Source organism: Bartonella sp. A1379B, from assembly GCF_002022485.1.
Lineage (GTDB): Bacteria > Pseudomonadota > Alphaproteobacteria > Rhizobiales > Rhizobiaceae > Bartonella > Bartonella rochalimae.
Window position 1 is genome coordinate 757,411 of sequence record NZ_CP019780.1, and the last position, 23,812, is coordinate 781,222.

At 37.0% G+C, this 23,812-nt stretch carries 22 protein-coding genes; 3 read left to right on the forward strand and 19 right to left on the reverse strand.

The genetic code is table 11. From position 1 onward, the window contains the following. Positions 1-62 precede the first annotated feature (62 nt). The 6 genes from clpX to BA1379B_RS03305 all read right to left on the reverse strand — a co-directional run bounded on the left by clpX (position 63) and on the right by BA1379B_RS03305 (position 8,132). Complete coding sequence (clpX, locus tag BA1379B_RS03280) at positions 63-1,337, reverse strand: ATP-dependent Clp protease ATP-binding subunit ClpX (RefSeq protein ID WP_035007352.1); 1,275 nt, start codon at positions 1,335-1,337, stop codon at positions 63-65. Between the two features lie 196 nt (positions 1,338-1,533). Then, positions 1,534-2,166 carry an ATP-dependent Clp endopeptidase proteolytic subunit ClpP gene (gene clpP / locus BA1379B_RS03285; RefSeq protein WP_035007350.1) on the reverse strand — a complete coding sequence of 211 codons (633 nt, stop codon included), beginning with the start codon at positions 2,164-2,166 and terminating at the stop codon, positions 1,534-1,536. Between the two features lie 143 nt (positions 2,167-2,309). Then, positions 2,310-3,116 (reverse strand): hypothetical protein, encoded by an 807-nt coding sequence (locus BA1379B_RS03290; RefSeq protein ID WP_078692380.1) that lies wholly within the window; start codon positions 3,114-3,116, stop codon positions 2,310-2,312. Between the two features lie 10 nt (positions 3,117-3,126). Continuing rightward, positions 3,127-4,503, reverse strand: coding sequence for a Trk system potassium transporter TrkA (trkA, locus tag BA1379B_RS03295; protein WP_078688638.1), 1,377 nt, complete (start codon positions 4,501-4,503; stop codon positions 3,127-3,129). Between the two features lie 3 nt (positions 4,504-4,506). Next, positions 4,507-5,865 carry a nitrogen assimilation response regulator NtrX gene (gene ntrX, locus BA1379B_RS03300; protein WP_078673808.1) on the reverse strand — a complete coding sequence of 453 codons (1,359 nt, stop codon included), beginning with the start codon at positions 5,863-5,865 and terminating at the stop codon, positions 4,507-4,509. A 2-nt stretch (positions 5,866-5,867) separates the two neighbouring features. Beyond that, on the reverse strand, positions 5,868-8,132 hold the full coding sequence (locus BA1379B_RS03305) for a sensor histidine kinase NtrY-like (protein WP_035007343.1): 2,265 nt from the start codon (positions 8,130-8,132) through the stop codon (positions 5,868-5,870). A gap of 171 nt (positions 8,133-8,303) precedes the next feature. Here BA1379B_RS03305 and rirA point away from each other — a divergent pair, with 171 nt between their 5' ends. The 3 genes from rirA to BA1379B_RS03320 are packed head-to-tail and all read left to right on the forward strand — an operon-like array spanning position 8,304 to position 10,464. Further along, positions 8,304-8,759 carry an iron-responsive transcriptional regulator RirA gene (rirA, locus tag BA1379B_RS03310; RefSeq protein WP_035007342.1) on the forward strand — a complete coding sequence of 152 codons (456 nt, stop codon included), beginning with the start codon at positions 8,304-8,306 and terminating at the stop codon, positions 8,757-8,759. Between the two features lie 26 nt (positions 8,760-8,785). Then, positions 8,786-9,979, forward strand: a complete 1,194-nt coding sequence (locus BA1379B_RS03315) for a bifunctional 2-C-methyl-D-erythritol 4-phosphate cytidylyltransferase/2-C-methyl-D-erythritol 2,4-cyclodiphosphate synthase (RefSeq protein ID WP_078692381.1) — start codon at positions 8,786-8,788, stop codon at positions 9,977-9,979. After that, positions 9,976-10,464: a CinA family protein gene (locus tag BA1379B_RS03320; protein WP_035007339.1), complete on the forward strand. Its 489-nt coding sequence runs from the start codon at positions 9,976-9,978 to the stop codon at positions 10,462-10,464. Before BA1379B_RS03315 ends, BA1379B_RS03320 begins: the two co-directional genes overlap by 4 nt. A gap of 15 nt (positions 10,465-10,479) precedes the next feature. Here BA1379B_RS03320 and BA1379B_RS03325 read toward each other — a convergent pair whose 3' ends face one another. From BA1379B_RS03325 to tpiA, 13 genes are all read right to left on the reverse strand, one after another. After that, the gene (locus tag BA1379B_RS03325) at positions 10,480-10,941 is read right to left on the reverse strand and encodes a type II toxin-antitoxin system RatA family toxin (protein ID WP_078673811.1); all 462 of its coding nucleotides are present in this window, start codon (positions 10,939-10,941) and stop codon (positions 10,480-10,482) included. An 8-nt stretch (positions 10,942-10,949) separates the two neighbouring features. Beyond that, positions 10,950-11,906: a lipoyl synthase gene (gene lipA / locus BA1379B_RS03330; protein ID WP_035007334.1), complete on the reverse strand. Its 957-nt coding sequence runs from the start codon at positions 11,904-11,906 to the stop codon at positions 10,950-10,952. A 74-nt stretch (positions 11,907-11,980) separates the two neighbouring features. Further along, positions 11,981-13,441: a dihydrolipoyl dehydrogenase gene (lpdA, locus tag BA1379B_RS03335; RefSeq protein ID WP_035007332.1), complete on the reverse strand. Its 1,461-nt coding sequence runs from the start codon at positions 13,439-13,441 to the stop codon at positions 11,981-11,983. A gap of 207 nt (positions 13,442-13,648) precedes the next feature. After that, positions 13,649-14,971, reverse strand: coding sequence for a pyruvate dehydrogenase complex dihydrolipoamide acetyltransferase (locus BA1379B_RS03340; RefSeq protein WP_035007330.1), 1,323 nt, complete (start codon positions 14,969-14,971; stop codon positions 13,649-13,651). A 14-nt stretch (positions 14,972-14,985) separates the two neighbouring features. Continuing rightward, complete coding sequence (locus tag BA1379B_RS03345; RefSeq protein ID WP_078692382.1) at positions 14,986-16,341, reverse strand: pyruvate dehydrogenase complex E1 component subunit beta; 1,356 nt, start codon at positions 16,339-16,341, stop codon at positions 14,986-14,988. Positions 16,342-16,357: 16 nt separating this feature from the next. Next, the gene (pdhA, locus tag BA1379B_RS03350; RefSeq protein WP_078692383.1) at positions 16,358-17,398 is read right to left on the reverse strand and encodes a pyruvate dehydrogenase (acetyl-transferring) E1 component subunit alpha; all 1,041 of its coding nucleotides are present in this window, start codon (positions 17,396-17,398) and stop codon (positions 16,358-16,360) included. Positions 17,399-17,509: 111 nt separating this feature from the next. Continuing rightward, positions 17,510-17,851, reverse strand: a complete 342-nt coding sequence (locus BA1379B_RS03355; protein WP_035007325.1) for an FtsB family cell division protein — start codon at positions 17,849-17,851, stop codon at positions 17,510-17,512. Between the two features lie 126 nt (positions 17,852-17,977). Next, complete coding sequence (locus tag BA1379B_RS03360; RefSeq protein WP_035007323.1) at positions 17,978-18,382, reverse strand: TM2 domain-containing protein; 405 nt, start codon at positions 18,380-18,382, stop codon at positions 17,978-17,980. Between the two features lie 111 nt (positions 18,383-18,493). Then, complete coding sequence (gene eno / locus BA1379B_RS03365; protein WP_078673814.1) at positions 18,494-19,762, reverse strand: phosphopyruvate hydratase; 1,269 nt, start codon at positions 19,760-19,762, stop codon at positions 18,494-18,496. A gap of 75 nt (positions 19,763-19,837) precedes the next feature. Further along, positions 19,838-20,680, reverse strand: coding sequence for a 3-deoxy-8-phosphooctulonate synthase (gene kdsA, locus BA1379B_RS03370; RefSeq protein WP_078673815.1), 843 nt, complete (start codon positions 20,678-20,680; stop codon positions 19,838-19,840). Positions 20,681-20,715: 35 nt separating this feature from the next. Further along, positions 20,716-22,344 (reverse strand): CTP synthase, encoded by a 1,629-nt coding sequence (locus BA1379B_RS03375; RefSeq protein WP_078673816.1) that lies wholly within the window; start codon positions 22,342-22,344, stop codon positions 20,716-20,718. 142 nt (positions 22,345-22,486) lie between these two features. Further along, positions 22,487-22,927, reverse strand: coding sequence for a preprotein translocase subunit SecG (gene secG, locus BA1379B_RS03380; protein WP_035007318.1), 441 nt, complete (start codon positions 22,925-22,927; stop codon positions 22,487-22,489). 80 nt (positions 22,928-23,007) lie between these two features. After that, entirely contained in the window at positions 23,008-23,772 is a 765-nt protein-coding gene (gene tpiA, locus BA1379B_RS03385; protein WP_035007315.1) for a triose-phosphate isomerase, read from the reverse strand. Positions 23,773-23,812 lie beyond the last annotated feature (40 nt).

The window sequence follows — 23,812 nt, forward strand, 5'->3', positions numbered from 1 at the left end:
TACGCTGTTATATACAAAATATCTATACAAAAATAACACAATAGCTAAATTTATATTATAGATCACGCTGATACATTTTCTTTATTTTCTATATGATCTGAATAAATGTAGAGAGGACAAGCCTTGCCTTCAACTACATCGCTAGAAATCACCACTTCTTGAACACCTATAAGAGCCGGTAATTCAAACATAGTGTTAAGAAGTATCCTTTCCATAATAGAGCGTAAACCACGTGCACCAGTTTTACGTTCAATAGCCTTTTTAGCAATAACACGTAAAGCATCTTCATGGAAAACTAACTGAACATTTTCCATTTCAAAAAGACGTTGATACTGCTTCACTAACGCATTTTTGGGTTGTGATAAAATTTGAACAAGCGCACAAATATCTAAGTCTTCCAAAGTCGCTATAACAGGAAGGCGACCAATAAACTCCGGTATCAAACCAAATTTAATAAGGTCTTCAGGTTCTAAATCACGGAATATCTCACCAACACGACGCTCATCAGGAGCCTTAACAGCAGCAGAAAAACCAATTGAAGTCTTTTCACCACGTCCTGAAATAATTTTCTCTAAACCAGCAAAAGCTCCTCCACAAATGAACAGAATATTCGTTGTATCAACCTGAAGAAATTCTTGCTGTGGATGCTTACGCCCTCCTTGCGGAGGAACCGACGCTATTGTCCCTTCCATAATCTTTAATAGCGCTTGCTGAACACCTTCACCAGAAACATCTCTTGTAATTGAGGGATTATCAGCTTTACGAGAGATTTTATCAACTTCATCAATATATACGATACCACGTTGCGCACGTTCAACATTATAATCAGCAGATTGAAGTAGCTTTAAAATAATATTTTCAACATCTTCACCAACATAGCCTGCTTCAGTTAAAGTCGTTGCATCTGCCATAGTAAAGGGCACATCAATAATACGTGCCAAGGTTTGCGCTAAATATGTTTTACCACATCCTGTCGGTCCAACAAGAAGAATATTTGATTTTGCTAATTCAACATCACTACTCTTAGATTGATGAGCAAGTCGTTTATAATGATTATGAACAGCAACAGAAAGAACACGCTTTGCATGACGTTGACCAATAACATAGTCATCAAGAACTGTTAGAATTTCCTGCGGAGTAGGAACACCATCACGCGCCTTAATTCCAGAAGATTTATTTTCTTCACGAATAATGTCCATACAAAGCTCTACACACTCATCGCAGATAAATACGGTAGGTCCTGCAATAAGCTTATGCACTTCATGCTGGCTTTTGCCGCAGAATGAGCAATAGAGAGTATTCTTCGATTCGCTCTCGCTATTGCTAGTTTTGCTCATTTCACTTTCCTTTCACTGCGATATATGAATATTTTATCTATTTAAAGATAATTTTTCTTAACTACAATTAAAAACATACATAATATCTTTAGGTAATTTTCTTTATTATTTTTACGAGATCGTATTTTTAAAAATAGCTATTTTAATGGCAATTCTTATACGCTTCACAAATTAACTGCCTTTTCTATAAAAACTCTTAATCTTTTTCTTCTTTTTCAGTTTCTGCACGATATTGTATAACATCATCAATCAAACCAAACTGTTTAGATTCTTCTGCTGTCATAAAATGATCGCGATCAAGAGTATTTTCAATCACCTCATAACTCTGCCCTGTATGTTGAACATAAATTTCATTCAAACGCCGTTTCATCTTTATAATATCTTGCGCATGCCGTTCAATATCTGAAGCTTGTCCTTGAAAACCACCAGAAGGTTGATGCACCATGATACGTGCATTCGGTAAGGCAAAACGGCGACCTGTTGCCCCAGCTGTCAAAAGTAATGATCCCATAGATGCAGCTTGTCCCATACACAAAGTAGAAACAGAAGGACGAATAAATTGCATAGTATCATAAATCGCCATACCGGATGTCACAACGCCACCTGGAGAATTGATATAAAGATTAATTTCTTTTTTAGGATTCTCGGCCTCTAAAAAAAGCAACTGTGCACAAACAAGCATTGCCATATTATCTTCAACAGGACCATTAATAAAAATAATCCGTTCCTTTAAAAGACGAGAAAAAATATCATAAGCTCGCTCACCACGATTAGTTTGTTCAACAACCATAGGAACTAAACTTAAGACTTTTTTTACTGGATCACTCATATCTTCACTTCCATTAATAACTAAGAATTGGCATTTACATTTTTAACAGCCTATCCATAGGCCAACAATGCTCTCTGACGCAAGTCACAATCAATTATGCTTCAGTAAGATTAAAATATTAATAGTTAAAATGATAATAATACCTACTCAAATAAACTCTGAGCACCAGAAATACGTGATACTGCCCAATGGTAAAAGCTTCCTTCTTGAGGTTTCTGAATTGTTTTTTCCTTTCTGTGAATATGAAATCCTATAAAGTTTGGATCTCTCATTGGTTCAACACCAAAAGCTGGATCAAAAATTCTTTCAGCTTTTCGTCCTGTCCAATAATAAAAAGTTTTTTTCTCCTTTGCTTCTTGAAAAAAACCATTCTTTTTCGCTAACCGTGAAATACCATCATTACCAAATATAGTAATTCCAATCCTTCCCGGTAAAACCGGCAATTTCCTTCTTCTCAGCAAAAATGGCATCCAAACACGACGTTTAAAACCTAACCAATGAGGAATAATCTCTACACCCGCCAAATAATCTTCAAATGCTTTTATAATAGGGTTATCAGGTGGTAAATAAAGTGCAGAGACTCCTACTCTTGCAGCGTTTTCTTTTGCTAACCAAACCTGACCTACTTCTGGATGGAACTGTTTAACAAGATAAACATCCGTATCTAACCAAACCCCTTTCTCATATTTCATTAACATAATGCAAAAAAGATCTGAAAATTGAACAATTGTACGACAAGGTTCATAATCAGGAAAATTGGGATCAAGACGATAAAATACTGAATGAGGCAAAATTGACTCGGCTTCATGCAATTCAACACCAACAGGTATATTCTCCACTTTTTCATAGCTGAAAAGCTTAACACGCTGACTAACCTTAACCATTGATGACAAACACAACCAATCAACTAGTCTCAATTGTTTTCCATACCAAAAAGTACAAATATCCATAAATAATCTATCAAAAATATTCCAAGCTTACACGAAATAATTGTTCAACATCACGCACACTATCAGCAAGAGCGAAAATTACTACCCGATCACCAGGCAAAATACGTGTATCTCCTGAAAGCTGTATGACTGTCTCATCACGATAAATAGCGCTAATTCTCAAACCCTCTGGTAAATTAAGCTCTCTCAACGGTTTACCAACTAATAAAGATGTTTGCATTGCTTCAGCTTCAATAATTTCCGCAGCACCATTAAAAACAGAATGCACAGCGCGAATACGTCCACGACGCATTCGTTGTAAAATTTTTGATACAGTTACACTTCGAGGATTAAAATATGCATCCACACCAACCGCACGACTAAATTCTTGATAAGCCACATTATTAATCAACACCATGTTGGCCTTGCATCCTAATCTTTTAGCTATAATAGCGCTCAAGAGATTCACCTGGTCTTGATTGGTCAACGTAATCATTAAATCAGCTTGACCAATGCCAGCTTCTTGAAGAATAACTGGATCTAAAACATTACCATATAAAACAGTTGTTTTTTCTAGTTGGTCAGCAATAGTTAGTGCTCTTTCTTTATCTATTTCTATAATCTTCAACTTTATTTTATGTAATCGCTTTTCAATAGCTTGAGCCACATAAAGACCAATATGACCACCACCTACAATAATGATACGATGTGCTTCTTGTTCTTTATGACCAAAAAGTCTAAGTGCACGACGCACTTGATCACGAGCTGAAACAAGATAAATGATATCACCAACGCGTAATTGTGTATCTGAACACGCGATTAATAATTCTGAACCACGTTTAATAGCAGTAACGGTTGTTTGTAAATCAGGAAAAAGCTCTGTTAGTTGCTGTAAAGGCGTATTAATAACCGGACAGTCCTCCATACATTCTAAAGCTAACGCAACAACAGCATCATTACAAAAATAAAGAACATCTATAGCTCCAAGCAAAGTAATACGACGCAAAACCATTTCCCCAACTTCAACTTCTGGAGAAATAACCACATCAATAGGAATATTCTCTCTTGCAAAAAGATTCTTATAACGTGGTTCTAAATATGATTGTGAGCGAATACGGGCTATCTTAGTTGGAATATTAAATAATGAATGTGCTACTTGACAGGCTACCATATTGACTTCATCAAATAAAGTCACCGCAATCAACATATCAGCCTCATCAGCACCTGCTGCCAAAAGAACTTCAGGCCTTGAACCATGACCAATGATACATCTAACATCTAATGTATCACGAATTTTTTCAATTAATTTTGCTTCGGTATCAACAACAATAACATCATGATTCTCTGCAGCAAGACGTTCTGCTATCCCATAACCAACCTGCCCTGCTCCACAAATAATAACATGCATAACTTATGAAACTCCAAGCACCTTAAGCTTACGATGCAAAGCTGAGCGCTCCATACCTATAAATTCAGCAGTACGTGATATATTTCCGCCTAAACGCTCAATCTGTGTCATCAAATACCTTTTTTCAAATAACTCTCGTGCTTCACGTAGTGGTAAATCCATTATATTTTTATCTGTATCCATTTGAATATGGAGGATAGAATCATTAACTTCAGCAGGAAGTAATTCTTTTGTTATTGGTCCATCATCGTCACGCACAAGAATCAATAAGCGTTCAATATTGTTGCGTAACTGACGCACATTACCCGGCCAAGTATGCGTTTGCAAAATAGTTATAACATCATTACTAATTTCACGAGGTTTAATACCAACTTGCTGCGATATCTTTTTAACAAAATGATGTACAAGTTCTGGGATATCTTCACGGCGTGCAGAAAGCGGTGGAACAACAATAGGAACAATCGAAAGTCGATGAAATAAGTCTTCTCTAAATTGTCCATTAGCAATGAGACGCTCAAGATTTTGCGCTGTAGAAGAAATGACACGAACATCTACTTTTACACGTTTCGTGCCACCAACTCTTTCAAATGTCTGATTCGTTAATACCTGAAGAAACTTATTTTGAATTTCACGCGGCATATCAGCAACTTCATCAATATACAAGACTCCGCCATGCGCTTCTTCTAATGCACCAATCTTGCGCTCCTCTCTTTCCAATTCACTACCAAATAATTCTATTTCCATTCTTTCAGCAGTAATTGTTGAAGCATTTATTGTAATAAACGGGCCATTAGAACGCGCTGAAAGTGCATGAATAGAGCGAGCGACCATCTCTTTTCCTGAACCAGAAGGACCAACAATCATAACCCGACTGTTAGTGGGAGCTACTTTTTCTATGACTTGGCGCAAATGCTTCATAACATTAGATGTTCCAAGTAATTCCGGTGTTTCAATTGACCGCTCTCGTAATTCTGAAAGCTCACGCTTTAATTGTGAATTTTCAAGAGTCCGCTCTGCAACTAATAGGAGTCGGCTAGCTTTAAAAGGTTTTTCAATGAAATCATATGCTCCCCGTTTTATAGCAGAAACAGCTGTTTCAATATTACCATGACCAGAAATCATAATCACCGGAATAGAAGGATATTGAACTTTGATTTCATCCAACAACGCTAAACCATCAAGACGACTTCCTTGTAACCAAATATCTAAAAAAATTAACTTTGGAACACGTTCACTAATTTGTGTTAATGCTTCATCAGAGTTACATGCAACACGCGTTTCATAACCTTCATCATCCAAAATACCAGCAACAAGTTCACGAATATCCGCTTCATCATCAACAATTAAGATATCTGATACCATCTTTACTCACCTATCTCATGATTTGTGCTCTGTGTAACGCTTTTATACTCTGTTTTATCGACTGGAAATACCATGCGAATCATTGCACCACGGCCTTCATAAAAATTTTCTAACGCATCATGCAATTCCATGTAACCACCATGATCTTCAATGACTTTACGTACAATGGCTAACCCCAGCCCTGTGCCCTTCTCCCGCGTTGTTATATAAGGTTCTAATAATTTATGTCTTTGCTCTTTAGGAAATCCTTTACCGTTATCAATAATCTCAACAACTAAACACTCTTCTTGACGATAAGAGCGTATCAGAATATGACCGCAAACACTTTTTTCTCGCGCCACAGCATCAATTGCTTCACTCGCATTTTTGATAACATTGCCAAAAGCCTGAACAATAAGACGATTATCAAACGCACCTATCAGCGGTACATTTCCTAAATCTTTCTCAAAATGAATATCATGACGAGTAACTTCTATCAAGAAACAGGCTTCATGCAATAATTCCCGTATATCTAAAATACGCATTTGCGGTTTCGGCATACGTGCAAAAGAAGAAAATTCATCGACCATACGCCCAATATCTCCCACCTGCCGAATAATCGTATCAATACACTGATCAAAAACTTCTCGATCCTGTGTGATAATTTTGTTATAACGTCTACGAATACGCTCAGCTGATAACTGAATAGGTGTAAGGGGATTTTTAATTTCATGCGCAATACGGCGGGCAATATCTGCCCATGCTGATGAGCGCTGCGCTTCTACAAGATCTGTAATATCATCGATTGTTAACACCCATGACTGTTCCTGTCCATCATTTTCTTCCATTGTCATTTGCACATTACAAACACGCTCTTGTCCTGCAACTTTTAAAGTCACTTGCTCACGATAATTCTTACGCCCTAATGAACAAGCAAGCTTAAAAACCTGTCCAATTTCAGAACTTAACGATACAAGATTACACCCAATAACTTGCTCAGAACGAATACCAAACATTGTTTCAATAGACCGATTAATAATTGTAATATTGCCATTAACATCAATCCCAGCCACTCCTGCTGTTACACCAGATAAAACAGCTTCAGAAAATCGTCGTCTCTCATCAATTTGATCACGAACTGCAATCAGTTCATTACGCCGGCTTTTAAGCTCACTAACCATATAATTAAAAGTCTTTGACAACTGTCCAATATCCCCATCTCTTGCACGTACTGGTACAAAAACTTCCATATTGCCAGAAGCAACATCATCAGCTGCGCTAATAAGAAGCCGGATAGGACACACCAAACGATCAGCAACAGCGATACCAGTCCAAATAGCGGACAGGAATAAACTTAAAAAAAGGCATAAATAAAGCATCCCAAATGCAATTTGGGTCGGTAGCCGATTTTCATTCAAATCACGATAACGGTCTGTATTAACCTCTGTCAAACGCAAGGCAGACAAAACACTTCGATCAACATCACGCACCAAATACAAAAATGTATTTGAAATATTGTTAAATTTCAAAATAATACCAAAATAATCATGAACTCCTGGCTGAAAAGAGAAAGGCCTTGCACTGGTTGCTTGACCAATGAGATAAGGTGGTGGAATAGGGAGCTGTTCCTCATCACCAAGATCACTTGATGCAAAAATAGTTCCATCTGAGCTTAATAAAAAAACACCCCGAAGATTACGCCCTACAGCATGACGTGTCAATTGCATTCGATATTCAGCTGGATTACGTGCCAAAAGTCTTTTATCATCCAGTGCTAATGCCATAGCATAGGATAAATTCTTTAAATTTTGAAGCATTTCATCTGCATAAGCATTTGCTAAATCAATAGAAGAACCTACAATTTGTCGAGTCGTCGTATCAAACCATCGATCAAGACCTAGATTAAGAGCAGGACCAGATACAAGAGCAACGGCAACAGCTGGCAATGTCGCAACAAGCGCAAACAAAGAAATAAGCCGTACATGAAGACGCGAACCAGCACGCCTTAATCTCCAAGCATGAATAATGGGAATTACCTCATACAAGACAATGACTATAAGTCCCAAAATCCAAATACTATTAATAGCTATAAAAAATAATGTTACAGCCCTATTGGGAACAATAGGCGTTAATCCAATAAGAATAATAAATGAGATAGAAGCAGTCAGCAAAGCTAATACAATAATTGTAACACCCAAGAACGTATACACACTGTTCAAACGCCGGGACTCATCTTTAGAGATATTTTGATCTATACCTTTGGGATTCGTTACGAATGTTGTATTCATAATTACCTTACAATACTTTCTTTACTGCTCTCATATAAATCCTTATGTCAAAAATTGACAATACTATGATTTAAAATATAACTAATCTAAAATTAAGAAAGAGCTTCCACATTTTTCATAGTCACTTTAAAAGTGGTTATATTATTCAGGGGATATTTCATAGGATTTGCAATGCGATTAACCAAACAAACAAATTATGCACTCCGGATGCTCATGTATTGTGCCTCTAATCAAGAAGCACTAAGCCGTATTCCTGAAATTGCCAACACATATGCTGTTTCTGAACTTTTTTTATTCAAAATCCTTCAACCATTAGTCGAAGCAGGCTTTATGAAAACAGTAAGAGGACGTAATGGCGGTGTTAAATTAGCCAAACCTGCAACAGAGATTTCAGTAGCTGATGTTATTAAGATAACAGAAGATAACTTTTCCATGGCAGAATGCTTCGATAATCAATCAAGTAATTGTCCACTAATAAATTTCTGTGGTTTAAATATTGTATTGAAAAAGGCTTTAGACTCTTTTTTTGATGTATTATCATTAACATCCATTGCTGATTTACAATTATTATCCTCTCAACCTCAATTTAAAATTGATAAAGGAAAAAGCAAACAACTCACTAATTAAAATGAAATTTCAAAAGGAAACTCGATATTTCTATTGCAGCCATAATATTAGCTGCCGGGCGCAGCAAAAGAGCAGGATCTTCACAAAATGGCCCTAAACAATACCGGATTTTAGGACAAAAACCGGTTATTTATCATACTATAAATTGTTTTTTACAACACTCCTCTATTACAACTATCGTTTTGGTTATCCATCCAGATGATCGTCAAATATGTGAAAACGCTATAGCTGATTTGAAAGAGCACCTCATCATTGTTGAAGGGGGTGATACACGCCAAATATCCACTTTACATGGACTAAACGCACTCAAAAATATCAAACCAGAATATATTCATATTCATGATGGTGCACGTCCCTTTGTAGAAAAAAAGCTTCTTGAACAAATACATACTATTGTTAATCATCGAGAAGGTGTACTCCCCATCATTCCTATCTCAGATACCCTTAAACGTTTAAGTAACACAGGCCATGTTTTAGATACAATCCCACGAACAAATCTTTATACTGCACAAACGCCACAATGTTTTCCATTTGAACTCATTTTAGCAGCTCATGAAAAAGCAAGACAATCTAACCAACAAAATTTTACTGATGATTCAGCAATCGCTGAATGGTTTGGAATCCCTATGCGAACGGTTCCTGGAAATCCGAATAATATAAAAATTACGTGGCCAGAAGATTTTGAAACTGCCTATTCATATTTACAAAAGAGGACGCAAATGTTCCCTGATATCCGTACTGGACATGGTTATGATGTCCATGCTTTCGAAAAAGGTGATTATCTCACTTTGTGTGGCATAAAAATCCCTTTTAAACAGAAATTAAGTGGACATTCTGATGCTGATGTTGCTCTTCATGCTTTAACAGATGCTCTTTTAGCAACTCAAGGAGCAGGAGATATCGGAACGCATTTTCCTCCTTCTGATTCTCAATGGAAAAATGTATCATCAGAAGTTTTTCTACGTTATGCCATTAATATAATTAAGCAAGCAGATGGCCGTATTGCTAATGTGGATATTACTTTGATTGCTGAAGAACCTAAAATTAATCCTTATCGTCATATAATGACAGAAAACCTTAGCAACATACTCAAACTTTCAACTAATCGCATCTCTATTAAAGCAACAACCAATGAAAAGCTTGGTTTCATTGGTCGTGCAGAAGGCATTGCAGCTCTTGCAGTTACTACAGTTATTTATCCGGGAGAAACTCCACGATGACATACCTTTGTGAAACACTGGCGAAGACTGTCCTTAAAGCTTGTCGTGAAAGAAATTTGCTCCTAACCACTGTAGAATCTTGCACAGGAGGGCTTATTGCTGCAAATCTTACCAGCATTGCAGGATCATCAGATGTATTTGACTGTGGATTTATTGTTTATTCAAATGAATCTAAAATTAATCTTGTTGGCGTGTGCCCTGAACTTATTAAAACATATAAATCGGTCTCAAAAGAAGTTGCTATTGCAATGGCTGAAGGTGGACTGAAATACTCACGAGCTTCAATTTCAGTTGCTGTAACAGGCATTGCTGGACCTGGAGGAGCATATTTAAATAAACCAGTAGGACTTGTCCATTGTGCAACAGCTTATAAAAATCACGCAACTATGCATCAAGAAATGCGTTTTGAGAATTCTGATCGCAATATTATTCGCCATAAAACTGTTGAAAATGCTTTAAATCTTATTCTTAGATATTTCTCATAGCTCTCCACTGAAAAATCATACTGTTGAAAAACCATAAATTTGATGTGCGCGTTTTTCAAAAGCATCAGTAAATTTATGAAAAGCAATACTAAACATTGATCCTACAGCCAACCCAAGCATTTTGCTCTTAAACTCATAATCAATAAAAAATTCTATATCACATGCATTTGTATTTTTAAGATCATGAAAAACCCAACGATTTTCAAGGTATTTGAATGGACCATCAATATATTTAACTTCAATAAGATTTTCTTTAGGATGAAGAAACACCTGAGTTGTAAAAGTTTCTCGAAACATCTTATAACCAACTGTCATATCAGCAAGAAGCAAAGTCTTCTCTTCACATTCCTTCCGAGAACGTATAATTAAAGATTCACACATTGGTAAAAATTCAGGATAACACTCAATATCGGCAACAAGCTCAAACATTTCATGAGCAGTATAGGCAACTTGCCGATGTGTTGTAAAAGTCGGCATAATTATCTCTATTGGGAAAATTTTTCAGCACGTGCTTTTTGCAAAGCTTTAAAATCATCTCCTGCATGATGAGATGAACGTGTCAAAGGATTAGACGCCATATGTAAAAAACCCTTTACTTTACCAATTTTGGCAAAAGACTCAAACTCTTCAGGGGTTAAAAAACGAATAATAGGATGATGTTTTCGTGTAGGCTGCAAATATTGCCCAATTGTCATAAAATCAACATCCGCAGAACGCAAATCATCCATCAGTTGAAGAACTTCATTCCGCTCTTCCCCAAGACCAACCATAATTCCTGATTTTGTGAAGATTGTTGGATCAAGTTCTTTAACGCGTTGTAATAACCGAATCGAATGAAAATAACGTGCTCCTGGACGGACCTTTAAATATTTTGATGGCACTGTTTCTAAATTATGATTGAAAACATCAGGCTTAGCAGCAACAACAATTTCCAATGCACCATCCTTATTCCGAAAATCAGGCGTCAATACTTCAATTGTCGTCGTTGGAGCTTTCTGACGAATGGCATAAATAACTTTAGCAAAATGCTGTGCACCACCATCAGAAAGATCATCACGATCAACAGATGTAATAACGACATGCTTTAACTCCATTTGCACAACAGCATCTGCTATGCGCTCGGGCTCATTATCATCAACTGCAAATGGAATACCTGTCGCAACATTGCAAAAAGCACAAGCTCGCGTACATATTTCACCTAAAATCATAAAGCTGGCATGTCGTTTACTCCAACATTCGCCAATATTTGGACAACCTGCTTCCTCACACACGGTAACCAATTTATTGGTACGCACCACATTATGTGTTTCCTTATATATTGGTGATACTGGTGCTTTTACACGAATCCAACTCGGTTTTTTCTGAATACTTGTATCGGGAAGATGCGCCTTTTCAGGATGCCGCATACGTCTACTCGTAACTTTATCAAGCACCGTAACCATTCAAGACCTCTGTCTTTTAGATATAAAACGTTGATGAAAAATCACATAATCTAAATTTGCATATAACCTAATCATTAAGCATTTAAAACCTGATCATAAGCATCCAATACACTCTCTTTCATCATTTCTGATAATGTTGGATGTGGAAAAACAGTGTGCATTAATTCTTCTTCTGTTGTTTCAAGATTCATAGCAATAACAAAACCTTGAATGAGCTCTGTCACTTCTGACCCTACCATATGCGCACCAAGAAGCTGTCCTGTTTTTTTATCAAAAATAGTTTTAACTAATCCTTGATCTTCTCCTAAAGCAATTGCCTTACCATTCGCTGAGAAAGAGTAACGTCCAACGCGTATATCATAACCTGCTTCTTTTGCTGCCATTTCTGAAAATCCTACAGAAGCAACTTGTGGCGTACAATATGTGCATCCTGGAATTTTTGTTTTATCCAGCGGATGAGCATTCTTTAAACCAGCAATATGTTCAATACATATTACACCTTCCTCTTCTGCCTTATGAGCCAACATAGGAGGACCAGCAACATCACCAATAGCGTAAATTCCTTTCACTCCTGTCCAACTCCATTCATCAGTAACAATGCATCCACGATCAGTTTTGATACCTAATGCCTCTAATCCAAGATTTTCAATATTACCTTGCACCCCAACAGCTGAAATCAATCGATCAACCATTATTGTTTCTATCTTATCCTTCACATTAATATGTGTTGTAACAAAATCAGCAGCTTTTTCAACTTTAATTACTTTTGCCTCAGTAAGAATACGTATGCCCTTTTTCTCTAGCTGTTTACGAGCGAATGTTGAAATTTCAATATCTTCAACTGGCATAATTTGAGGCATCATTTCAACAACAGTTACCTCAGTTCCCATATCATGGTAAAAAGAAGCAAATTCAATACCTATCGCTCCAGATCCAATCACCAAAAGAGACTTTGGTATAGCAGGAGGAACCATAGCTTCAAAATAAGTCCAAATGAGTTTTCCATCTGGTTTAATATCAGGAAGAACACGAGGACGCGCACCAGTAGCGATAATTACATGCCTTGCTTGATAAGCTCCTTCCCCTAATATTCCTTTAGGAATTGGATTTTGTGGCTGCATAACTTCTTTGGATGATGCAGAAACCATAATTTCTGCAGGTTGATTACCGTTAGCTGCCTTCGTTAGTTTCGCTTCTCCCCAAATAATATCAATTTTGTTCTTTTTCAATAAAAACCCAACACCAGTATTTAAACGGGCTGAAATCCCACGAGAACGCGCTACAACACCTTTAATATCAACTTCTATTGAACCATTAAGCTTTAATCCATAGTCTTTTGCATGTTCAGCAAAATGTTTCATTTCTGCTGAACGCAAGAGTGCCTTTGTTGGTATACATCCCCAATTTAAACAGATTCCACCTAAATGTTCACGTTCAACAATTGCAGTCTTAAAACCACATTGTGCCGCACGAATCGCGGTTACATATCCACCTGGTCCTGAACCAATCACAATTACATCATAAAGACCCGCCACAATAATCCCTCCATGGATATATGCAAAAATGGATGTATTATCCAAACTTTAGACCAAAAACAAATAAGCCTCTTCCCTGTATACTGCTCCGAGTACTATAGAAAAAGCTATATGAAATCAAAAGAGGTTATAAACCATCATTAAACTATTGAGATCTGCTATTTCCATCACATTCTCTCTACTCTTAAGTGCAATATTTAAAAATAATTAAATTAACATTGTTAATGGATTTTCAATTATCTTCTTAAAAGTCTGAGCAACTTCTGCCGCTAATGCTCCATCAATAGCACGATGATCAACTGAAAGAGTAACTGACATAACTGTTGCTATCGCTAATGCTTCATCCTTAATAATAGCACGCTTCTCACCTGAACCAATTGCAAAAATCGTTGCATGCGGTGGATTAATAATAGCAGAAAAATTCTTTATGCCATACATCCCCATATTTGATACAGCTGTTGTCCCTCCTTGGTATTCTTCCATTCTCAATTTACGTTCACGAGCACGCGTTGCAAGATCTTTCATTTCATTAGAAATAATTGACAAAGATTTTTCTTCTGCACAGCGAATAATTGGTACCATTAATCCATTCGGAACAGAAACAGCAACACCAACATCACAGTGTTTGTGATGCAGCATTCCATCCTCAAGCCATGATACATTAGCATCAGGTATAGCTTTTAAAGAAAGTGCTACAGCTTTAATAATCATATCATTGACGGATAGCTTATAAGCAGGTTTCATACCTTCTTGTATCTCAACTATTGGAGCTACAGCATTTAATTGCGTACGTAATTCCAATAATGCATCTAATTCACAATCTACAGTTACATAAAAATGCGGTACCATCTGCTTTGATGCAACTAAACGCTTAGCAATTGTTTTACGCATATTATCATGGGGCGCAAATGTATATTCACTTTCTTTAAACAGTTGCAAAGTCTTTCTATCAGAAGTACCTGAAATTATTGACTGATCGATGTGCAATGCATGAGAACTTGCAATACCATTATTCAGAGCTTTTTCCACATCACGCTTAATGATACGCTTATGAGGACCAGTACCAGAAATAAGTGATAAATCAATCCCTGCCTGAGCTGCCAGTCGTCTTGCTAAAGGAGACGCAAAAAGACCTCTATTATCTCCATTTTGTTTTGCTAATTTCTGGTTTGTTGATGAATGAGCAGCTTGTACACTTGCTGCTTCCATAGATTGTTTAACGACTTGTTCTTTCATCTCAACAGAAGAAGATTCTTCTACAATTTTTGCAGCTTCAGATAAATCCTCTCCCTCTTCTGCTAAAATGACAATCAAACTATTAACTTTAACACCCTGTGTTCCAGCAGGTATAACAATTTTAGCAACCGTTCCTTCATCAATAGCTTCTACTTCCATAGTCGCTTTATCTGTCTCAATTTCAGCAATAACATCACCACATGCAACCTTATCACCTTCTTTGATATTCCATTTTGATAAATTTCCTTCTTCCATTGTAGGAGAAAGCGCAGGCATCGTAATCTTAATAGGCATAGTGCTCTCCTTAATTATGCTTTATAAGTTACAGCCTTAACGGCTTCGACAATTTCAGCAACACTTGGTAAAGCTAATTTTTCAAGATTTGCTGCATAAGGCATAGGAACATCTTTTCCAGCAATTGTAGCAATTGGTGCATCAAGATAATCAAAAGCCTGTTGCATAACACGCGTTGCTATTTCAGTGCCAACAGATGACTGAGGATACCCTTCTTCAATTGTTACCAGACGACCTGTATTTTTAACTGAAGCAATAATTGTTGGTAAATCCATTGGACGAATAGTTCGTAAATCAATTAATTCAGCGTCAATGCCAAGCTTTTCAATTTCTGGCAATGCTTGGACTGCATAATGCATTCCAATTCCAAAAGAAACAATTGTTACATCCTTACCAGGCTTATGGATCCGCGCTTTGCCAATAGGTAAAACAAAATCATCTATCTTTGGAACTTCAAACTGATGACCATAAAGAATTTCATTTTCTAAGAAAATAACAGGATTATCATCACGAATAGCAGCTTTAAGCAAACCCTTGGCATCTGCTGCATTATAAGGCATAACAACCTTAAGGCCCGGCACATGACTATACCATGCCGCATAACACTGCGAATGTTGAGCACCAACGCGCGCAGCAGCACCATTAGGACCACGAAAAACCATAGGAGTGGACATTTGTCCACCAGACATATAACGAGTTTTTGCTGCTGAATTGATAATTTGATCTATCGCCTGCATAGCAAAGTTAAATGTCATAAACTCAACAATAGGACGTAAACCTCCAAATGCAGCACCAACACCCAACCCTGCAAAACCGTGCTCTGTAATAGGTGTATCAATAACTCGGCGTGCCCCAAATTCTTCTAATAAACCTTGACTAACTTTATAGGCCCCCTGATATTGCGCTACTTCTTCCCCCATTAAGAAAACTGTCTCATCGCGCCGCATTTCCTCAGCCATAGCTTGATTAAGCGCTTCACGCACTGTCATCATAATCATTTCCGTATTTACAGGAATATCAGGATCAGAAGCAATTGTAGGAATAGGTTGTACAGGAATTGATAGCATAGTAGCAGCATCTCCTCCTTGTGATTTTTTTAAAGTTTGTGAAATATTTTCAACACTTTCACCTTCTTCCAATAATACTGCAATAACAGTATTAACTTTCACATTTTCAGTACCTTCAGGTACAAAAATTCTTCCAACAATACCCTCATCAATAGCTTCCACCTCCATTGTTGCTTTATCTGTTTCAATTTCAGCGATAACATCACCAGAGCTAACTTTATCACCTTCTTTTTTAAGCCATTTAGATAACTTACCTTCTTCCATTGTTGGCGAAAGTGCCGGCATTAAAATATCAATGGGCATACTTGCTTCCCCTACTTTAAACTAGAATATCAGTATAGAGCTCAGAAGAATCTGGCTCTAGATCATTTTGTGCAAAATCCGCTGCATCTGCTACAATCGCACGTACTTCTTTATCAATAAATTTTAAATCATCCTCGCTTACCCAACCTTGTTTAATCAGCCGATTTTTTACTTGATTAATCGGATCGTGCTCAGACTTTATTTTCTCTACCTCTTCTTTTGACCTATATTTCGCCGGATCAGACATAGAATGACCACGATAGCGATAAGTTTGCATATCAAGAATAATTGGTCCTTTACCCGAACGTGCCCAAACAATTGCTTCGTCAGCAGCTTTTTTCACTGCACGAACATCCATACCATCAACAGCAATGCCTGGAATATCAAAAGAAAGACCTCGGCGAGAAAAATCAGTCTCTGCAGATGCGCGCGAGACAGATGTCCCCATAGCATACTGATTATTCTCAATAATATAAATGACAGGAAGTTTCCAAAGTGCAGCCATGTTAAAACTCTCATAAACCTGCCCTTGATTTGCAGCCCCATCACCAAAATAAACTAATGTCACATTATCTTTACCAAGATACTGATTCGAAAATGCGAGACCTGAGCCAATTGGAACCTGCGCACCAACAATACCATGTCCCCCATAAAAATTTTTTTCCTTAGAAAACATATGCATCGAGCCACCTTTTCCTTTAGAAAAACCACCTTGACGCCCCGTTAATTCTGCCATCACACCACGTGGACTCATACCAGCTGCTAACATATGACCATGATCACGATAAGATGTAATAATTTGATCACCTGCTTTTGTTGCTTTTAATGTACCAGTAATAACAGCTTCTTGTCCGATATAAAGGTGACAAAAGCCACCAATCAAACCCATACCATACAATTGTCCCGCTTTTTCCTCAAAACGCCGAATCAAAAGCATTTCACGATAAGCATCAATTTCTTCTTCTTTGGTGAAATTAGCTATCTGTGCCGTTTTAGTAGTATCTGATGATCCAGCATACACTGTCGACATAGAACTTTTTTTAGCCCGTCCTGCCATACTTAAACTCCCTTCAATGATTATTAGAAATAACCTCTACGAATAAAAGTTACAAGTATTATAAATCAATTCAAACTATACTATAGTAATTGTTTAAAATATCTCTTTAGCTTAATTAACTTCTAATTCATTCAGATCAGAAGGAGAAATTAAAATTGTTAGCTCATTCGGCTTGGAAAAGTTTAAATTTTTCCGAACATACTCATCGAGCATATCCTTCTCAATATGGCCATCACGTAAAAGAGAAATACGCTTTTCAATAGATATCCGCTCAGCTTTTACTTGATGAAGTTCTTCTTGCAACTCAATAATATGTTGATTAATCTTGCTACGTGAATAAAGTCCATATTTCCCATGATAAATATGATAACTAAAATAACCTAACACCCCCACTGTTATGAGCGGTAATATAAAGCGCGCTTTTATTGATCTCTGTTTTTGTTTTGTCCACATACAGCACAGTCTTTTTTAAGATTTATTTTAACTATGCATTATTTTAATTAACACCTCATTACCAAAACAATCATACACAAGTAGTTTATTACCTTCTTTAAACTATCTTAGCGCAATAAAGACCTGCTAATACGTAATTTTATTCCCGTTTTTATCAGTAAAGTTTCCCGATAAAATAAAGATAAAATCAATAATTGCCCAAACCGTAGTAACGACTAATCCTACAACTGATAAAGAAAGAACAAGCATTACAATACCAGTCCCAATTTTACCAACTATAAAACGGTGAATACCAAACATACCAGTAAACCAACAAATAAGTGCAAGCATCAATTTTAATTGTTTTGTTTCTTTTTTTAAAATCGGAAATACAGACTTAGCAACCCCATCTTCACATACAAAATCAAGATAATCACCAATTTGTGGTGAATTTTTTCCTAACCAATCCCAAGTCGCAAATTGATAACGCTTGCCATCATCACCTGATACAAGATAAATGCCCTGATCTTGGCTAATAACTATACCTCTCACTCTTACCTCTCAAAAAACTCAGTATATTAAAATGCTGTCTATAAATGCTTAAGTTTGTCATTGTAAATTATATTTAACATACAATGTTTTCCATCTTTCTGCTAAAAACCATTAATGATAAAAATTACCTGCATAACGAGCCTGTTTTCCTAACATTTCTTCAATACGAATAAGTTGATTATATTTCGCTAATCTATCCGAACGTGCCAATGAGCCCGTCTTAATTTGTCCACAGTTAGTCGCAACCGCAAGATCCGCAATCAGAGAATCTTCTGTCTCACCTGAACGATGGGAAATAACAGCACGATAACCTGCTTTATGGGCTATTTCTATAGCACCAAGAGTTTCACTTAAAGTCCCAATCTGATTCAGTTTAATAAGAATAGAATTCGCTGCACCCATTTTTATACCATTGCGTAAACGTGCTGAATTTGTGACAAACAGATCATCACCAACCAACTGACATTTTTTACCAATCGAACCAGTTAGTAACTTCCAACCCTCCCAGTCATCTTCGGCCATCCCATCTTCAATTGTAATAATAGGATAAGTATCAACAAGTTGAGTCAAATATTTTATCTGTTCTTGTGTATTACGATATTTATTCTCACCTTCGTAAAAATATGAACCATTTTTATAAAACTCTGTTGAAGCACAATCTAAACCAATAGCAATTTCTTTACCTGGTTTATATCCACACGATATTATAGAATCTAAAATAAAATCAATTACTTGACTAGCATCCCTAAGATTAGGTGCGAAGCCACCCTCATCACCAACATTGGTATTATAGCCCGCATTTTGCAAATGTTTTTTTAACGTATGAAAAATTTCAGCACCATAACGAACTGCTTCCTTCAATGTAGGAGCCCCGATTGGAATAATCATAAACTCTTGAAAATCGATCGGATTATCAGCATGAACACCCCCGTTCATAATATTCATCATTGGAGTAGGAAGAACATGCGCTTGCGTACCACCAATATAACGATACAAGGGTAAGTTTAATGATTCTGCCGCAGCTTTTGCAACTGCCAATGAAACACCAAGAATAGCATTAGCACCAAGACGAGATTTATTAGGTGTTCCATCCAAATCAATCATTGTTTGATCAATTTCTCTTTGGTTTCTTGCATCTTTTCCGATAAGAACCTCAAAAATTTCACCATTAACTGCAGCAACAGCGTTTTTAACACCTTTACCTTGATAACGCAAACCACCATCACGAAGTTCTACAGCTTCATGCGCACCTTTCGATGCGCCTGAAGGAACAATAGCACGACCAAAAGCTCCATCTTCTAAATGAACATCAACTTCTACAGTCGGATTACCACGACTATCAAGAACTTCACGCCCAATAATACCTGTAATTATAGTCATATGAAATCCCTCATCCAGCAAAAATCCTTATTAATTTTATTCACAAACAACATAGTGCTAAAATACTTCCTATACTCAATATTGAATTTGTTTTTTTGCTAAACGATCAAAATCTATCAAAATTTCAAGTAATCTGTATAAATTATCAATTTTGATCATATTCAAACCATCAGACGGCGCATTATCCGGATCTTGATGTGTTTCCAAAAAAATACCAGCAACTCCAATAGAAACAGCAGCACGTGCTAATACTTCAACAAACTCACGTTGTCCACCAGATGAACTCCCTTGACCACCTGGCTCCTGCACAGAATGCGTAGCATCAAAAATAACAGGAGCACCGAATGAACGCATAATTGGTAATGAACGCATATCAGATACTAAACGATTATAACCAAATGAAGTACCTCGCTCACAAAGCATAACGTTAGGATTACCACTTTTTGTCACTTTCTCTAAGACATTTTCCATATCCCAAGGAGCTAAAAATTGTCCCTTTTTAATATTAATAACACGCCCTGTTCTAGCTGCTGCAACTAAAAGATCTGTTTGACGACATAAAAAAGCTGGTATTTGCAAAACATCTACAACTGAAGCAACGGCCATACATTGCTCTTCTGTATGCACATCAGTCAGAACTGGACATCCAAATTCCTTCTTAAGATCAGAAAAAATAACTATTGCTTTTTCAAGACCAATACCACGTGTCGCACTTAAAGATGTTCTATTGGCTTTATCGTAACTAGATTTATAAACAAAACCAATACCAAACTGATCAACAATTGTTTTAATCCGCCCCGCCATTTCAAAAGCATGATCTCGACTCTCCATCTGACAAGGACCTGCAATTAAAGAAAGTGGTGCTTCATTTGAAAAAACAACATTTCCAACTTTAACAGTAATGTTTGATTTAAACATTTTATTCCTCGAAAGTAAGCAAATAAATTTATGAACTACCCTAACTTACTTTGCTTCACAGTAGCTTTGATAAAAGAAGAAAAAAGTGGATGAGGATCAAATGGACGCGACTTTAATTCTGGATGATATTGAACACCGATAAACCACGGATGATCTATATATTCTACTGTTTCTGGCAACATACCATCTGACGACATGCCAGAAAAAATCAACCCACATTGTTCTAGCCTATCTTTATAATGAATATTCACCTCATAACGGTGACGATGCCGCTCATAAATCTTTGTGGTACCATAAATTCCCGAAATATGGCTACCTTTTTTTAATTCAGCCACAAAAGAACCAAGACGCATTGTGCCGCCAAGATTTCCAAATTCAGTGCGCTTTTCAAAAACATCTCCCTTAAACCATTCAGTCATTAAACCGACAACTGTATCATTTGTTTTGCAAAATTCACTTGATGAAGCATTTTTAATATTTGCGACATTGCGTGCAACCTCAATACAAGCTAATTGCATACCCAAACAAATACCTAAAAAGGGAATCTTATTTTCTCTTGCAAATCGAATCGCTTCGATTTTACCTTCTGCACCACGCGCACCAAAAGCTCCAGGAACTAAAATCCCGTGAACCTTTTTTAAATAAGACGTAGGATCTTCTTTCTCAAAAAGCTCTGCTTCAATCCACTCAATATTAACCCTTACTTTATTTGCTACTCCACCATGCACAATCGCTTCGATAAGAGATTTATAAGCATCTTTCAAACCAGTATATTTTCCAACAATTGCAATCGTAACTTCTCCTTCAGGATGATGAATCCGATATGTAATATCTTTCCAACAATCCATATCCGGTTCAGGAGCACAATCAATTCCAAAAGCAGAGAGGACTTGCAAATCTAAGCCTTCTTTATGATACGCTATAGGCACATCATAAATTGTTGGAACATCTAATGCCTGAATAACTGCACTTGGACGAACATTACAAAAAAGCGATAACTTGTGCCGTTCTGCCTCTGGAATAGAGCGATCTGTACGCACTAAAAGAATATCAGGAACAATACCAATTGCTCGCAGCTCTTTAACAGAGTGTTGTGTCGGCTTTGTCTTTAATTCTCCTGCTGAAGAAATATAGGGCATTAATGTGAGATGCATATAAATAGCACTTTGCTTTGGCAATTCATTATGCAATTGACGAATTGCTTCAAGAAAAGGCATAGCTTCAATATCACCAACGGTTCCACCTATTTCACACAAGATAAAATCAAATTCTTCATTCCCTGTAGTAATGAATGTCTTAATTTCATCTGTCACATGTGGAATAACCTGAACAGTTGCTCCTAAATAATCACCACGCCGTTCTCGTTCAATGATATTGCGATAAATACGCCCCGTCGTAATATTATCTTGGCTATTTGTAGAATACCCAGTAAAACGCTCATAATGGCCAAGATCAAGATCTGCTTCTGTACCATCATCAGTGACAAATACTTCACCATGTTGATAAGGCGACATTGTTCCTGGATCAACATTCAAATAAGGATCAAGCTTTCGGATCCGCACGTGATAACCACGAGCGCGAAGTAATGCAGCCAAAGCTGCCGCTGCAATGCCCTTTCCAAGAGAAGAAACCACACCACCAGTAATAAAAATATAACGTGCCATGGGATTATGATGATAAATAATTCATAATGATTTTTCCAGCAAAAAATGAAAAAAAATAATCTCTCTTTCATAAAACAAAAATGTAGAAAAACCATATTCCATAATGATCTATACCAACTCTACATAAAACTATTTAGGCTTATTATTTAGAAATCGGATTACCTACTGGTGGAGGAAGTGGATCTTCATTTTCAGGTATAGCTAAGCCATTTTGTTGTTGAGAAGATGCAGGACCACTGCCCAATTGATCAATAATAGAAGGCTGAGCTTCACCCTCAACTGATGGCGCACTCCCTGATTCATTCTCTTTTGTTGAATTTTGTCCTGAATTAACTGGAATACGATTGAGAATATCAGAACTAGAATTTGATAAGTTTCCAATCACAATAAGTCCAATTGATGTCATGAAAAAACAAGCCGCTAAAATAGTTGTCAAGCGCGTCAATGCACTTTTGGCACCACGCGTACTCATAAAGCTTGAGCCACCACCTCCAAGCCCACCGCCTTCTGAAGGCTGAAGTAACACAACACCAATCAAAGCAATAACAACCAAAAAATGAATAACAATGAGTACTGTTTGCATAAATTCTGCTCTTTAATAATTACTCACAACTACCTACACACAAATTAAGTATAATCCAAGGGGTAATTATGATTTTCTCCTTATAATCTACGATAAACATCGCAAATATTTAAAAAATCAACTGCTTTTAGGCTTGCTCCACCGATCAAAGCACCATTAACGTGGGGAATACTCAAAAGCTCAAATGCATTAGATGGCGTTACTGATCCACCATAAAGCAGGCGTATTTTACACCCCTCATCACCAAAGCGAAAACTAATCTTCTCACGAATAAAACTGTGGATCTTCTCAACATCTGTCAAAGCAGGAACTTTTCCTGTGCCTATAGCCCATACCGGCTCATAAGCAATAACTATATTCTCTCCTGTTGAATCATCTGGCAAAGAATCCTCAAGTTGCTGTATGAGGACATCAAATACCTTACCACCTTCACGCTCCTCCAACGTCTCACCAATACAAACAAGAGGAACAAGATCTTCTCGCCATGCAGCTTTTACTTTAGCACAAACAATAGCATCATTTTCATGATAGGCTATACGACGTTCTGAATGTCCAATAATAACATAACTCGCTCCGGCCTCTTTAAGCATAAATGCCGAAACATCTCCGGTATAAGGGCCACTGCTGTTAAAATGGCAGTTTTGCCCTCCTAAAAGAAGCTTTTCATCATGTAATATTTCAGAAGCACGTGACAAAAGTGTGGCTGGAATACAAATAAGTGCTTCAAACAAACGACCCAAATCAGAGCTAACACCAGCAGCAATAGCGCGCAGCTCTCCAAGAGATTCGCCTGTTCCATTCATTTTCCAATTTCCAGCAACCAAAGGTCGAAGATCCGAAGCCATATTTTCACCTCAAAGGCTATCTTAATATTTTTTTTGCTTT

What these genes read in the sequence shown, in the direction of transcription:
- rirA (WP_035007342.1), top strand. Translation starts at nt 8,304, where the DNA reads ATGCGATTAACCAAACAAACAAATTATGCACTCCGGATGCTCATGTAT.
- BA1379B_RS03375 (WP_078673816.1), bottom strand. Translation starts at nt 22,344, where the DNA reads ATGGCACGTTATATTTTTATTACTGGTGGTGTGGTTTCTTCTCTTGGA.
- secG (WP_035007318.1), bottom strand. Translation starts at nt 22,927, where the DNA reads ATGCAAACAGTACTCATTGTTATTCATTTTTTGGTTGTTATTGCTTTG.
- clpP (WP_035007350.1), bottom strand. Translation starts at nt 2,166, where the DNA reads ATGAGTGATCCAGTAAAAAAAGTCTTAAGTTTAGTTCCTATGGTTGTT.
- BA1379B_RS03325 (WP_078673811.1), bottom strand. Translation starts at nt 10,941, where the DNA reads ATGCCGACTTTTACAACACATCGGCAAGTTGCCTATACTGCTCATGAA.
- kdsA (WP_078673815.1), bottom strand. Translation starts at nt 20,680, where the DNA reads ATGTTTAAATCAAACATTACTGTTAAAGTTGGAAATGTTGTTTTTTCA.
- BA1379B_RS03345 (WP_078692382.1), bottom strand. Translation starts at nt 16,341, where the DNA reads ATGCCCATTGATATTTTAATGCCGGCACTTTCGCCAACAATGGAAGAA.
- clpX (WP_035007352.1), bottom strand. Translation starts at nt 1,337, where the DNA reads ATGAGCAAAACTAGCAATAGCGAGAGCGAATCGAAGAATACTCTCTAT.
- BA1379B_RS03290 (WP_078692380.1), bottom strand. Translation starts at nt 3,116, where the DNA reads ATGGATATTTGTACTTTTTGGTATGGAAAACAATTGAGACTAGTTGAT.
- eno (WP_078673814.1), bottom strand. Translation starts at nt 19,762, where the DNA reads ATGACTATAATTACAGGTATTATTGGGCGTGAAGTTCTTGATAGTCGT.
- BA1379B_RS03340 (WP_035007330.1), bottom strand. Translation starts at nt 14,971, where the DNA reads ATGCCTATTAAGATTACGATGCCTGCGCTTTCTCCTACAATGGAAGAA.
- BA1379B_RS03355 (WP_035007325.1), bottom strand. Translation starts at nt 17,851, where the DNA reads ATGTGGACAAAACAAAAACAGAGATCAATAAAAGCGCGCTTTATATTA.
- trkA (WP_078688638.1), bottom strand. Translation starts at nt 4,503, where the DNA reads ATGCATGTTATTATTTGTGGAGCAGGGCAGGTTGGTTATGGGATAGCA.
- ntrX (WP_078673808.1), bottom strand. Translation starts at nt 5,865, where the DNA reads ATGGTATCAGATATCTTAATTGTTGATGATGAAGCGGATATTCGTGAA.
- BA1379B_RS03305 (WP_035007343.1), bottom strand. Translation starts at nt 8,132, where the DNA reads ATGAATACAACATTCGTAACGAATCCCAAAGGTATAGATCAAAATATC.
- lipA (WP_035007334.1), bottom strand. Translation starts at nt 11,906, where the DNA reads ATGGTTACGGTGCTTGATAAAGTTACGAGTAGACGTATGCGGCATCCT.
- tpiA (WP_035007315.1), bottom strand. Translation starts at nt 23,772, where the DNA reads ATGGCTTCGGATCTTCGACCTTTGGTTGCTGGAAATTGGAAAATGAAT.
- pdhA (WP_078692383.1), bottom strand. Translation starts at nt 17,398, where the DNA reads ATGGCAGGACGGGCTAAAAAAAGTTCTATGTCGACAGTGTATGCTGGA.
- BA1379B_RS03320 (WP_035007339.1), top strand. Translation starts at nt 9,976, where the DNA reads ATGACATACCTTTGTGAAACACTGGCGAAGACTGTCCTTAAAGCTTGT.